This window comes from Mesotoga sp. H07pep.5.4, from assembly GCF_003664935.1.
Lineage (GTDB): Bacteria > Thermotogota > Thermotogae > Petrotogales > Kosmotogaceae > Mesotoga > Mesotoga prima.
Genome location: NZ_JFHM01000016.1, coordinates 90,909 through 105,044, shown reverse-complemented (window position 1 = coordinate 105,044; position 14,136 = coordinate 90,909). Strand labels below are relative to the sequence as shown.

Genomic DNA, 14,136 nt, shown 5'->3' with positions numbered 1-14,136 from the left:
TCACTTCATCGATGGTCTGAGGCGGGAGGTATAAAATGAGGAAATCTTTACCATTCTTTGCAATTATCACTCTTATCACGGCCACCTTAATGGCTAATTGTGTTCTTGAATTCCCAAATGCTGACATTTACTATCCCGAGGGATATGAGGAAGTTGCCGTTAATGTAGGTAATACATTCGAATCGATAAGATCAAAAGCCATTGAACTAATCGGCAACGATCCTGGCAGGATAAACATTGTTCTAGCCGACTTCGGAGCGAACACAAACGGTCTGGCTCAACCTCACAATCACAAGACTATTCAGATCTTCGTGTGGCCTGCCGATACAATGCTTTCGACTAGAATGAATGAATCGAACCATTACAGGCTGCTTCTTATGCATGAGTTCACACATATTGCTCACCTGACCTACACAACGGGTTTTCCAGCCTTTGTCTCCAGGGTGATTTTTGGAACGGAAATGCTTTCACCTCAGCAGCTTTCACCATTCGTAGAAGGAGTGACGCTTTTTGCAGAATCGTCTAACTTCTTCTCCGAAGGCAGATTGAACAATCCAATGTGGGGAAGGGAAATGACTTATCAGAATTCGAAATCAAACTCTTTTCCCGGTCTTGATTATGCGCTATCCGTATCTGGCGAAGATTACCGAGGAGGGGCGCTTTATTACAATTATTTGGCCACTTTCTATGATTATCTTGTGAAAAGATTTGGAATAGAATCCGTTAAGCAATTTCACAAAGAAGTTTCCGGAAGATTTCCCATTATCGGTCCCATAAACGCCTCAAGGATTGCATTTGGTGAAACTCTCGACGATCTCTATTTAGACTGGAAAGAAGAGACCGAGTTGAGAGCAACAAAGTATGCCACTCTTACGGAAGTCAGGACAATTGAGAACGGGCAGATCTATGATATTGCAAAGACGGCAAATGGTGTAATCTTCTCTTATTCGATTTTTGGGGAAGCTACTTCCTGGAACGGCTCTGTGGAGCGCGGGATCGAAGAGTACGTCGATGGGGGCTTTTCCCGAAGGCTTTCCGATTTTGGAGCACTGACTTTGAAATGGCACGAAGGAAACATCTACTTGATGACGTCTGTTACTGAAAGAAACACAACGTCAAGAGAGATATGGTCTCACAAGCTGCCTCTATCTGTTAGACTTCTCGACAAAGGTATGATTACCGCATTTGAAATCTACAACGGAAGACTGATCAAAGCAGTTTATGATGCAAAGACAGAGATTTCAACGATCTTTTTTGATGAAATGCAACTTATCAGAATCCCATGGGTTGTCAAAGATATGCTCATCCTTGAAGATGGAAGTCTGATAATGATGCTATCCAGCAGCGGTATTAATGGAGCCATAGCAACTTTCAAAGAAGGTGAGTTCAGAGTAATTCTCGATGATCCATACCTAAAAGGAAGAGGGATTGACTATTATGAAGGCAAAGTGGTCTTCACTGCTGCCTATGAGGAAGGGTTCATGGATGCCTTCGCAGTAGATTTAGAGTCTTTGCAGATCTCTAGGCTTACTCACGGTGCAAATCTTGAAAAAGCAGTCGTTTTAGACTCCAAAGTCTACGGGTTCGGACACTCTCGTAGAGAAAAGGGTATGTCTGTTTTTGCTTTCGATTTTGAGAGTACCCCATATGTCGTGACAGCAGTCGAGTCTGATGACTTTGAGCCTTTACAAGTAGAGTACACGGTTGGGGACTACCTGAAGAAGTCCTTCCTTCATTTTTTGAATCCCGTCCTAAGAGCGCCGTTTGTATCATATGATGGCGAAAACATTTCCCTAGGATTACTTACCGTTCACCTTTCACATGATTCGAAGCACTCTATGGAGCTGAAGCCTCTATTCACTTTTGGTACCAACAAGCTTTCCTTCCAGGGGGAGTATACCGGGCAGTTCTTGGAAGGAGTAAATGTCTCTCTGAAAGTAAACTTAGGCACTCCCAACGTTCCTGTGGCAACTGCAGGGCTATCTTCTGAACTCTTCCAGATGCCTTTGAACCCCTCCACGAGATTTAGATCATACGCGCACATTGGATTTGACACATCAGGGGGAATGACAACTTCAGTTCCTTTGAGTTTGAAAGGAAATCTCTTCGCGATCTCTCTGGAACCCGGCATAAAACTCTCTGATGGGGAGATCACTCCACTGCTCTCTCTTGATGCCGGTTTTGCCCCGACTTTGGGGACTTCTGTCAATCTTGGTGTGGGTTTCTTCGACGATTTTTACTGGTATGCAAACGGCGCTCAGCTCCTGTATCGAATCGACTGGGGATGGAGTCCCATGTTCTTCCTGAAAGAGATTGGGATCGGGGTCGAAGTTAGTGGAACCAATACCAGCCTTGATCACTCTGCGCTGTACATGTTTGTGAACGTAGGTTCTACCCTGGGCTTGGGAGATGTTTTCCCGAAGATAGGAATTCAGCACAGCGACTCTGGTTTTGGGTTCTATTTCGAGTTGGATGCTAAACCTTGATATAAGACCTGACTTTTTATAACGATCCAGGTGAAAAACTACGAAAGAAAGGGGGAAACCCTTTTCTTTATCTTTCTTCAACGATTCAAAAGCTACATCTGGAGGTTAAGAGGAAGGCTCTCAATTCATCAAAACACTTACAGATAAAAGAGCTTCGGGAGCCGAAAAGAGCTTATTCTTTTCAGGTTCCAATAAGAGAAATCCGTCGAGATCATTTCATGTGATTTTCTCATTATCAATTGGTTTCGATGAAATCTGATTTAGGTCCGTTTTCAGTTATATTTCCGAGTTTTCTCCTAGTTTTGACCACGGCGGAAGGGCGTTCACTAGAGAAAACTCGGTAGCTGCCCTTTAGTTAACTTTGCTTAAGACATGACGAATGTATAAGGTATAATGCTTTTATCGGAGATAGCAAAAAGAAAGGGGGAATCAACATGAAGACAATGGGGTACTCGGCTTTTCTTATAAGCGATGCCGGTTCAGTGATTATTGAGGAATCAAAACATGACGGAATAACGCTCACATTTCCTTCCGATCCAGTATTTGCGAAGTACAGGGGCCGTCTCATGGCTGTTATCGAAGTCAAAATGGAATCATCAAAGTTCTCTCTCACAAAGAGCAAGCTTGACCTTAGCGGGGTTAAGCTTCATGGCGTCAAGATAGTTGAAGACAAGTTATTTGAAGATTCGGTTGCTCTTTGGGCCTTCGAGTCGAGAACACTCGGCAAAACTCTGAGAATTGTGTCAGATGGAGAAGCGTCAAAGATACCTGCAAAAAGGGATACGAATTTCGTTGTTCCAATTATTGTGAATACAATAGAGTTCTCCTCGAAGGAAGCGCATACTGGGAGATTGATCTTTCCGTTGCCAGATGAATGGTTTGTTCTTTCCAGTGTATATTTTGGCCAGGATGGCGCGAAAATCCGCAGGGAAAACGCAAAGATCGACTTAGATTCTCTTAGTACAGGAATAGTTGTGGAAGAACTTAGAAAACACAGGGTCTTCACCGACAACCTTTGGGACCTGTATCAACTGTACAAATCATTGGAGAGCTTTGAAACGAAAAACGAGTCTCTTCCCGAACCACTGGGAGAAGAAATCACTGTTTCGGATCTAGACCTTGAAGACTCTATACCTCAGGCTGCCGACCTTTACCTTTCAAAGGACAGAAAGACAACCGACTCTCTTCATCGCGAAGTAGTTATTCAATCGAGCATAGAAAAGGTGGGAACTTTCAGCAAAAAGAAAGCGGTTGTCCTACGGATTATGAACAATTCCGACCTCGGAACGATCAAGGGAATTCATATATCGTTCAGGCTCATAGATCCTATGGGTAAAGAGCTTTACGTTGCAGAAAAAGAACTTGAGGGATTGAGTGTCGGACCGGGAGAGGCAAAAAAACAAGTGTTCACAGACTTTCCGGAATTTGCCGACCAGCAACTGGAACGAGTAGTTGTGAATCTCATGAGTATTTCGTGGAGCAACGGTCTAAAGACGCTTAGTGATTCCTAGAAATAGCTAGATTTCTTAGTTCTCGATACCTGGCTGATTCAAGTATTCTCAGGACCCTCATGGATTTCGTATCATGGGGGTCTAGAACTTCTCCTCCTTCAATACGCCGAAGAGATTTGTCCAGATCGTCAATCGTCACTCCAAAAACATTTTCGTCAGTAACACCAGGTATGAGATCTGGACTTGGAGGTTTTTCTATTATCCTGCTTGGAATTTGCAATTGCCCTGCTAGTTCGATTACTTCGGTTTTAAACAAATGCCTTATTGGCTCAATATCGCTTGAATCGTCTCCCCATTTCACATAAAGCCCACATAACAGCTCGGTCTTGTTGGTGGTTCCCAGCACCGCGTATCCTCGTTTTTCAGCTTCAAGGTAAAGGGAGATCATCCTTACTCTGTGCTTCGATCTATAATAGGCCAGTCCCCTTCTGAATTCATCGTTTCCTTCATTACAAAGATCGTCAAGAAATGGGTCAGAAGACAGCTCCTCCCACTTGTGTTTAACATACTTCTCCTTAATTGTCTGAGGAATTAAGAATGCGGGAGGCTGAAGCTTATAAGAGCCAATCGCTCTGAGAGCTGAGCTTATGTTTTTGACTTTGAAGTCTATCCCAAGAAACTTTGCGACGAGCTTCGAATCCTTAATCGTATCTCTTGAAGAGTCGCGTTCTGGCATGAGTAGCCCAAATATCTTCTCCTTTCCAAGAGCTTCGACGGCAAGTTTTCCAACAACGGCAGAATCGATTCCTCCGCTAATACCTATCACAGCTCCCTTATAACCATATTTCGTAACAGAATCTCTTATGAAGTTTATGATCTCATCCATAGTGTCCACCTAACAAATTATACTAGATAAATGGTCTTTTCCCCTGAAAGGGTATATAAGTCATATCGCAATGAGCAACTAGACTCTCTGGCTGGAAAGGGTACGTCGGATGAAAGTGCTAAACTAGTGATTATGAAGCTCTTAAGCTCAAATTAGGAGGACGATAATGAAGAGAATTCTATTTGTACTTACCATCATAGTAGCTGCCGGAACTCTCATGGCTTCAAATCCAATCAATCTTTATGGAAGAGATGCAGAGGGCAGAAACGGAGTTGTGGCGGCAGCAAAGCCTGAGGCCTCACAAGTCGGTGTTGCAATTCTAGAAATGGGTGGGAATGCGGTTGATGCAGCGATCGCCACTGCATTTGCGCTGGGTGTTCTGGAACCTAACGCATCAGGAATAGGGGGCGGCGGATTCATGATCATCCAGCTGGCTGACATGGATGATGCTGTCGTCATAGACTTCAGAGAAACTGCACCAGGAGCAACGAGTCCTTCATTCTTTAATCTCGACGAGAACAATCGTCCCATTAACTATGAAAGTACTGTTGGTGGAAAAGCCATAGGAGTACCCGGTGAAGTAGCCGGGCTTCTATATGCGCTTGAGCACTATGGAACGCTCTCCCGCGAGCAAGTTATAAAACCGGCTATAGACTGGGCGAAGAAGGGAATTCCGGTAACAACCAACTTGTTCTCGATTATCAATGACAACTACGAAAAGATAATGATGATGGAAAACGGCGCCGATATCTACCTTAAGTATGGCGGCATACCCTATGAAATAGGTGAGACTATTGTTCTGAATGATTTGGCCAACACTCTCGAGCTAATCGCCGAGAAAGGAAAAGATGCATTCTACACCGGTGAAATTGCCGAGAAGATCGTCGCCGAGGTTCAAAAACGTGGCGGAGTTATGACTCTAGAAGACCTTTCAAATTACGAAGTGAAGATCCGGAAACCAGTTTGCGGAAGTTATCGCGACTATACAATTCTTTCCGTGCCTCCCGCCAGTTCGGGTGGAACTCACGTTATCGAACTGCTAAACATTATGGAGAACTTCGATCTTGAATCACTCGGAGACAATACCGCTGAGACTCTGCACATTTGGTCTGAAGCAATGAAGCTGGTATTTGCCGACAGGGCTAAATACATGGCCGATACCGACTTTGCAGAAGTACCCCTTGAGGGCCTAACTTCAAAAGATTATGCGAAACTGCTGGCCGACAAGATTGATATGAACAGACCAATCCAATCGGTGGAGGCCGGAGATCCCTGGCAGTTTGAGAGCGGCAGCACCACGCATCTTTCCGTAATGGACAAAGAAGGAAACATGGTTGCGATAACCAAATCGATTAACTACTTCTTCGGGTCAGGTGTCGTTGTTCCTGGAACCGGCATTCTGCTAAACAATCACATGGACGATTTCGTTAAGACCCCAGGTTCCGTCAATTCAGTTGAACCAGGCAAACGACCTCTCAGCAGCATGAGCCCCACTCTGGTTTTGGACCCTGAGGGAAGACCATATATGACGATTGGCGCTCCGGGTGCCACAAGAATTATTACCACTGTGGCCCAGACAATTAGCAATATCATTGATCACGGGATGACTGTTCAACAAGCGATTCTGGCCCCTAGAGTCTTCAGATCTCAGTCTGGGCCATTTTACATAGAAGGCCGCATCTCAATAAATGCTTACAACAAACTGATCCAAATGGGTCATGAGATATCAATAAGGAATGATTATGATCCTTATTTTGGAGGGGTTCATGCAGTGCTTTTCAACAGAGATATAGGCATTCTTTTTGGCGGAGCCGATCCCAGAAGAGATGGACAGGCTGTTGCGTTCTGATGTAGCACAGAAGATCACCTCTTCGAAAACAAAGCAACGATCTTTTCTTTTTTAAGGATGAAACTCAGTAATCAAATCGGTAATCGCTCTTTGATTGTGTTTCAAATCCTTGATTATAGAACGATACATGATCATAATCTCTTCATAACGTGCGTATTGTAAAGGGGTGAGCGGTGTGTGGAAGGAATTCAAGAAATTCATTAGTCGTGGTAATGTGATTGATCTTGCGGTCGGAATCATTATCGGCGGTGCGTTTCAGGTCATTGTCAAATCGCTGGTCGAAGACATTATCGTGCCTTTTGTCAGCCTATTTCTTGGTGGGATTGACTTTTCAAACATATTCATCAGTCTCTCCGGAGGAAGCTACGCAACTCTCGCAGAAGCAAAAGAAGCAGGTGCCGCAACTCTGAACATCGGCCTTTTCATCAACGCAGTCATAAATTTCCTGATCCTTGCGTTTGTCATCTTTATGATTGTGAGGCTCATTAACAAGATACGGGAAAGGCAGAAGAAGGAAGAGGCAGCGGCAGCGCCAACGACGAAGATCTGTCCTTTCTGTCACACTTCGATTCCGATCGATGCAATAAGGTGTCCCAACTGTACGTCTGAACTTGAAAAGAAGGCTTGAGACCCTTTTCGAAGAGAGCGACCTACGGGTCGCTCTTGTTTTTGGATATTTTCATTCGTCGCTCTTGTCCGTACCGATTTACAGACCGGACCCATTTCATTAAAAATGGATAACACGAAAACTCTTGCGATGATGGTACAATCATTCCATCTAGATCCGGAGGTTCAAGATGCGGCTTATTAAAGTCTTAACGCTTATAACAGCTCTTTTTGTTGTTCTTTGTTTCTCTCTCACTGGATGCATTAAACCCGAGGTTTACTACTCTCTTTCAGGCCAGGTCGTTCCTTACTTTCCAGAAACCTCAGCTCACGATAGTTTTCAAAGAACTGCAGCATACACTCCCATATTTTCCAGTAAAGACATAGAGCAGGGTTTCATGAGTAATCAATTTATTGTCCTCTTCGATAGAGGGTTTGATTCAACAATAATATCGGGCGTTTATGGAGTAGAGATCCTCGATGAGTTCTTTTCAAGAGACGGTTCTGTTGGTTATGCCGTTGTGAAGACAAACGATCCATCTTCGCTGTCTGGAATTGAAGGAGTCAAGTCAGTCGAGCCTGAGAAGATCTTCACTCTTCAATCCGAGGAGAGTGTCCCCAACGACCCGCTGTATTCCGGTCAATGGAACTATCCGATGATCCAGATGCCTCAGGCCTGGACAATTGCTAAGGGTTCTTCCACTGTCGTTGTCGCAGTAATAGACTCTGGTGCTAGGTTGGATCATCCAGATTTGGAAGGTATCTTTCTTCCGGGATACGATCTAATAAACGATGATGATGACCCTACAGATTATGATCCCGTTAAATCCCATGGAACCCATGTTACAGGTACGATTGCCGCGAAAACGAATAATTCTCTGGGGGTTTCAGGGATGACATGGGGAGAGCATTGCACTATCATGCCAATAAAGATTTTCGAAGCTGGGGAAACCACGGCAGGAATACTCGCTAGCAGCATTATCTTCGCAGTAGATCACGGCGCAAAGATAATTAACATGAGCCTGGCGGGTGGGGATGCTGACGTAGTTGCCGAAGCCGTAAAATATGCTAAAGAAAATGAAGTCCTAATGATTGCAGCTTCAGGAAACAAACCATATCAACGTTATCCGGCTTTATATGATGAAGTGATATCAGTTGGCGCGGTCGACAATGATATGCGATGGGCAAGCTACTCGAATTACGGAGTTTATCTCGACCTTGTCGCCCCTGGTGGCTCAAGCAGCGCTCAGATACTAAGTACCGGATACTCGACAGACGAAGGAAACACATACTCATATATGCAAGGAACATCCATGGCGGCGCCACATGTTACAGGGCTTGCAGCACTTCTTATGGCAAAAGGATATGCGGGCAAGGACGGCTCAGGTGAGGAGATAATAAAGAAGATCCTGAGAGAAACGGCTCTTGACCTGGGAGAAAATGGCTGGGATCAGTACTATGGGTTCGGACTCATCCAGGCATACGATTCTCTTACCTACGAGGAAGAACGCAGGCCACTATTGGTTCAGATCTTGTCCACCTCGGGCGAAGTCATTAGGGAGACCGAAGTCAATCCGGACGGATCCTTTCTATTCGATGGACTCACCGAAAACTACATAAAGATAAGGGTATGGAGAGATTTCAACGGAAACGAGGAGATAGACAAGGGAGACCTGATTGGTTATTACGGGTATCAGGAATCCGACCAGTATCACGCCTGGAACCCCTCTCTTGATTACGCGGAAACTTTATCTTATCTCAGCAGCGGTAGTTACGAACTCACTAATCCCTTACACTTTTTTCCAATAATAGAATTTCCGGAATAGGATTAATTAAAAGGGCTCCCTGAAGGGAGCCCTTTTTTAAACTAAGTCTCTTAGAGTTCCTTAGCAATGACCTTAACTGGTGTTGGATTACCAAGATTGTCGGAAACCGGACATCGATCCTCTACGGACTTTACCCACTTTTCCAGGGTTTCTTCTTCGGCATCCGTATCGACTTTCATTTCGGCTATAATTTCCTTATAACCGGCCCTGTCTTCGTAGGACTTCCCATAAAGCCTTGCAGGATTCAACGGGCCATAGACGTCTATCTCCAATCTTCTTATCTTGAAACCCATCTCATCTGCAACGAGATGTCCTACTACATTCAGACAACCGGCCAGTGCGGCGAGAACGTATTCCACTGGATTGGCACCCTTATCCTCTCCGCCGAGATTGGGTGGCTCGTCAACGATCATAGTGAAGTTTCTTGCCTTTACCGATACTCTGGCTGCACTTTCTGAAATTGCCTTTACTCTGAAACTTGCATCTGGCATACTATTTCCTCCTTTGTTGTTACTTCTTTCACAAATAGTGTAACCGTCATTGGGCATGAAAGAGTTAAGCCGAGATAAATTATCCGTAAATAAGGCAACTATCACTCGTTGTTTGGTTAAACTGCCTCGCATCCTGCGTTTTTTCTCGGCATGCTTTTTCTTAATCTTCAAGGAACTCTTCGTTCGGTTTTGAATTTAGATACTTTTGCTGCATAAAAAACAACGAAGAAAAGACCTTCGAATTTTTGGAAAGGATTTTTTCTGTTTAGATTCAAGTAATGAGGTTATCCTTCTTACATAGAGAGCAAATCGGGAAATCCCAATTTCAGGAAGTATCCAGATAATTCAACGCTCGTAGCGGGAGAAAGGAGTTTTTGATTACCTTCTTCTTATCTTATACCCATCTCTCTCATCGAGTACTTCATATCCCTTTTCTGAGATCAACTGTCTAAGCTCATCGGCCTTCTCCCAATTCCTTTCCTTTCGAGCAGCATCTCTCTCATTGGCCAATTCGATAATTTCTTCTGGAATGGTCTTGCTTTCGACCTCAGAGAGGCCAAGACCAAGAACTTCGTCAAATCTGTCGATTAGGGAGAGCTTTTCACCAGGTCGAAGATCTTCACTGTCGACGACTTTCCAAAGAACGGCGAGGGCTTTTGGTGTATTCAGATCATCATTTATGGCCTCATGAAATTCATTCATAAGATCACCATCGGGTCTGGTTTCTGACTCATTTAATTCCTTTAGCTCCTCAATTCTAGTGATGAGTTTTTTCATGGCGCTCTTCGCGCCATCGAGAGCTTCCATTGTAAAGGTCAGCTGCTTCTTGTAATGGGCGCCGAGAAGATAGTAGCGATAATCTGCAGGCTCGTACCCCCTGTCAATAAGAGTCTGAAGAGTAATGAAGTTTCCAAGCGATTTAGACATTTTTTCCCCTTCCCCAATGACGAGAAACTCCGAATGCAACCAGAAGTTCACCCATTCATGTCCGAAAGCCGCCTCGCTCTGAGCGATTTCATTCGTATGATGAACTGGAATGTGATCTATACCGCCTGTGTGTATGTCAAATCTCTCTCCAAGATACTTTGAAGCCATCGCGGAACATTCAATGTGCCATCCGGGAAAGCCCCTACCCCATGGTGAATCCCACTGCATTGCGTGGTTTTCATATTTATATCGAGTGAACCACAAAACGAAATCAAAGGGGTTTTTCTTGAAGGGGTCGCTCTCAACCCTTGAACGAATTTTCTCTTCATCAAGTTGGAGCCTTGCTAGTTTTCCATAGTCGGGAACCTTTGAAGTATCGAAGTAGACATTACCGCCGGCTATGTAGGTGTAGCCGTTGGCTTCAATTTTTCGGATCATGTCTATCATATCTTGCACGTGCTCGGTCGCCCTGCATGTAACAGTTGGAAGAATGATCCTCAATCTTTCTAGATCTTTGAAGAAAGCCTTCGTATAGAAATCAACGATTTCCCACACTGTCTTTCCCTCACGTCTTGCACCGGCTTCCATCTTGTCTTCGCCTTCGTCTTCGTCTCCCGTAAGATGGCCAACATCAGTTATGTTCATTACGTGTCTTACTTTATAGCCATTGAAAAGAAACATCCTTTTGAGGGTATCGGCAAAGACGTAAGCTCTAAGATTGCCAATATGGGCAAAATTATATACTGTCAGTCCACACGTATATATTCCCACCTCGCCTATCTTCAAAGGCTTGAAGATCTCTTTCCTTCTTGACATGGTGTTCGTCAGTCTTATTTCCATACTCTGCCTCACCTCATTCCCAGTTGCCTTCTAAATATTCATTATAAGGTCGTTTCTAGTCTTCATTTCCTCTGTTCTAGGACCGTACGATATGTAGTCTATCTCCACACCGGTTTCTCTTTCAATGAAGGTCATGTACTTCAAAAAGTTAATATGATCCGTGGAAGGCCAGCCGCTAACAGTTTCATAAATCGGTCTTGCCTTGAAGAAATCATATGAAGTTGAAGGCATTTCCTTAACCGCACCCTCAACATCATAAGCCACGCAAACCTTGACTTCGTCCAACCCATTTAACACATCGCCCTTAGTGATGACGAAACCTGTCAGGCCTGACCTTATCCTTGCGTACCTGAGTGCCGGAAGGTCAAGCCAACCCACTCTTCGAGCCCTCCCCGTTGTTGCACCGTATTCCTTTCCTCTTTCGCGAACGAGGTTCCCCACTTCAGAGAACTCTTCGGTCGGGAAGGGTCCAGAACCCACTCGAGTCGTGTAGGCTTTCAGAACCCCATACACGTTGTCAAGCTCGAAGGTCGAAAAACCCACCGATGATACACCGTGAGCCATACATGCCCCGGAAGTGACAAACGGGTATGTCCCGAAATCAAGATCGAGAAGGACACCTTGCGCTCCCTCAAAGAGTATGGAAGTACTCCTGAAGACCCTGAACATGTCTACTGCGCTGGTGAAATTGACGCTGAGCCTTTCGAGCTTAGTCTTGAGCCCAAGCAAATAGGTCGTCATTTCGCCAAATGAAAGTGTGAAATCCCTGTTGTATTTCATTCTTTTCATGTGATAAAGAGCTTCAAGTCTTTCTTTCAAGAGTGATTCATCAAAGAGAACATAGAGCTTCAGCCCCTCCCTAGAGACCTTGTCAGTGTATGAGGGGCCTATTCCTTTTCCTGTAGTCCCTATTGGCACCTTTCGCATCTCTTCTATGAACAAGTCCTCTTCTTTGTGCCATGGAAGAACTATAAAGGCTTCAGGATCAAGATAGAATCTACTTGAAATACCTGGAAAGTCCGCTTCCAGTGTTTCGAGTTCATCGATCAGCTGTTCTACATCTATCACCATCCCGGCACCAAGAAAACCCTTTGAACAACTACGAGGATTGATCGAAGGCAAAAGATGGTTCACGTATTTCTTGTCTTCCACAAAAATCGTGTGACCAGCGTTTCCTCCCCCAGAAAATCTGACTATCCACTCGAAATTCTTGGAAAAGTAATTGACCACTTTCCCTTTCCCTTCATCGCCCCATTGGGCACCGACAACGGCAAGTTTCCTCACTTAGTTACCTCCATCAAAAGCTCTTTCGAATATTTGGCCGACGTTTCTCAAATAATACTCAGGTTCAAAAAGCCGTGACGCTTCTTCTGAATCAAGATACTTAGCTATTTCTCCGTTTGATAAGACGACCTCCTTGAAATCCAGTCCATTATCCCAGCAATTCATAGAGAGATTTTGAATTAATTGATAAGCGTCTTCCCTGGACATACCCCTGTCAACAAGTGACAACATAACCCTCTGTGAGAAGACAAGGTTTCTAGAGGCCTTGAAGTTTTCCCTCATCCTGTCTGGATATACAACAAGATTGCTAACCAAATAGGCTGACCTTTCTGCCATGTAATAGAGAAGCATAGTGGCGTCCGGAAAGATTATCCTCTCTACACTGGAATGCGAGATGTCTCTTTCATGCCAGAGAGAGATATCCTCTAATGACGCTAGCACATAACTCCTGACTATTCTTGCCATACCTGTAAGTCTTTCGCAAATAACTGGATTCTTCTTGTGAGGCATTGCGGAAGAACCTCTTTGACCCTCTCTGAAAGGCTCCTGAACCTCCAGCACCTCGGTCTTCTGAAGATGCCTGAATTCGGTTGCCATTCTCTCTATCGACGAGGCGGCTATTGCCAGCGCCGCACAAAAATCTGCGTGAACATCTCTCGGTATCACCTGAGTAGAAACAACAGTGGGTTTCAAGCCAAGTTCCGCAAGAGCAATTCTCTCAATCTCGAGTGAAATGTTGGCGTAGTTCCCAACGGCCCCACTTAGTTTCCCAACCGCGCAATTCTCTGTGGCCTTCTTCAGACGATCTATTGCCCTCTTTATCTCCACGTAAAAGGATAGAAGCTTTAAACCAAACGAAGTGGGCTCTGCATGAACGCCGTGTGTCCTTCCCATGCAAACAACATCTTTGTAAGCGACCGCTCTTTCTTTCAACGCCTCTGAGAGCTTTTCCAAAGTATGGATTATGAGCTTTCCCGACTCCGTAATTGCAAGTGAAAGCGCTGTGTCCACAACATCGGAAGAAGTAAGTCCGAGATGGAAGAATCTCGCCTCGTCCCCCATATTTTGTGTCACTGATTTGATAAAGGCTATTACATCATGATCAACTTCGCTTTCAACCTTCAGTATTGAGTCTAGATCCACTCTTGCTGACGATGCAATCTTATCATGCGTGCCCTGAGGGACTAACCCTGTCTTCTCGTAGGCCGCAACTACAGCCAGCTCCACTTCAAGCCATCTTTCGTATTGGGCTCTAAGCTCCCAGAGGTCTTTCAGGGGTGAAAGCGCATATCTTTCTATCATGATCCACCTCCATGACCAACAAATAATAGTTTACATCAAAGCTAACATCAATGTCTTGCAGAAATGTCATCCATTTCAAAAGATCCTTCGGCCCGACCGTTGAACCAAGAAAGCGAAAACTCGCAACATATAGCGACGCTTTTGCACGTCACAAGAAGTATGCGTGATTAGCTGAAGAGATTATTCAC

General features: G+C 44.6%; 10 protein-coding genes. 5 read left to right on the top strand and 5 right to left on the bottom strand.

The annotated features are described in order from the left end of the window. The first annotated feature begins 35 nt into the window (after positions 1-35). Both Y696_RS10005 and Y696_RS10000 read left to right on the top strand, forming a co-directional pair. Positions 36-2,486, top strand: a complete 2,451-nt coding sequence (locus tag Y696_RS10005) for a hypothetical protein (protein WP_014731531.1) — start codon at positions 36-38, stop codon at positions 2,484-2,486. A gap of 434 nt (positions 2,487-2,920) precedes the next feature. Then, positions 2,921-3,997, top strand: coding sequence for a hypothetical protein (locus Y696_RS10000; protein ID WP_014731530.1), 1,077 nt, complete (start codon positions 2,921-2,923; stop codon positions 3,995-3,997). On the opposite strand, the gene nadE is transcribed toward Y696_RS10000, so the two are convergent. After that, positions 3,984-4,823 carry an NAD(+) synthase gene (gene nadE, locus Y696_RS09995; RefSeq protein ID WP_121510406.1) on the bottom strand — a complete coding sequence of 280 codons (840 nt, stop codon included), beginning with the start codon at positions 4,821-4,823 and terminating at the stop codon, positions 3,984-3,986. The genes Y696_RS10000 and nadE overlap by 14 nt on opposite strands. 166 nt (positions 4,824-4,989) lie before the next feature. Here nadE and ggt point away from each other — a divergent pair, with 166 nt between their 5' ends. From ggt to Y696_RS09980, 3 genes are all read left to right on the top strand, one after another. Continuing rightward, positions 4,990-6,672, top strand: coding sequence for a gamma-glutamyltransferase (gene ggt / locus Y696_RS09990; RefSeq protein WP_121510405.1), 1,683 nt, complete (start codon positions 4,990-4,992; stop codon positions 6,670-6,672). A 175-nt stretch (positions 6,673-6,847) separates the two neighbouring features. Beyond that, positions 6,848-7,300 (top strand): large conductance mechanosensitive channel protein MscL, encoded by a 453-nt coding sequence (gene mscL, locus Y696_RS09985; RefSeq protein WP_121510404.1) that lies wholly within the window; start codon positions 6,848-6,850, stop codon positions 7,298-7,300. A 169-nt stretch (positions 7,301-7,469) separates the two neighbouring features. Next, complete coding sequence (locus tag Y696_RS09980) at positions 7,470-9,104, top strand: S8 family serine peptidase (RefSeq protein ID WP_121510403.1); 1,635 nt, start codon at positions 7,470-7,472, stop codon at positions 9,102-9,104. A 50-nt stretch (positions 9,105-9,154) separates the two neighbouring features. Here Y696_RS09980 and Y696_RS09975 read toward each other — a convergent pair whose 3' ends face one another. The 4 genes from Y696_RS09975 to purB form a co-directional block, all read right to left on the bottom strand. Next, on the bottom strand, positions 9,155-9,595 hold the full coding sequence (locus Y696_RS09975; protein ID WP_121510402.1) for an OsmC family protein: 441 nt from the start codon (positions 9,593-9,595) through the stop codon (positions 9,155-9,157). A 378-nt stretch (positions 9,596-9,973) separates the two neighbouring features. After that, complete coding sequence (gene cysS / locus Y696_RS09970; protein ID WP_099771274.1) at positions 9,974-11,362, bottom strand: cysteine--tRNA ligase; 1,389 nt, start codon at positions 11,360-11,362, stop codon at positions 9,974-9,976. A 30-nt stretch (positions 11,363-11,392) separates the two neighbouring features. After that, positions 11,393-12,646, bottom strand: a complete 1,254-nt coding sequence (locus Y696_RS09965) for an adenylosuccinate synthase (RefSeq protein WP_099771273.1) — start codon at positions 12,644-12,646, stop codon at positions 11,393-11,395. Then, on the bottom strand, positions 12,647-13,948 hold the full coding sequence (gene purB / locus Y696_RS09960) for an adenylosuccinate lyase (RefSeq protein WP_121510401.1): 1,302 nt from the start codon (positions 13,946-13,948) through the stop codon (positions 12,647-12,649). Between the last annotated feature and the right edge of the window lie 188 nt (positions 13,949-14,136).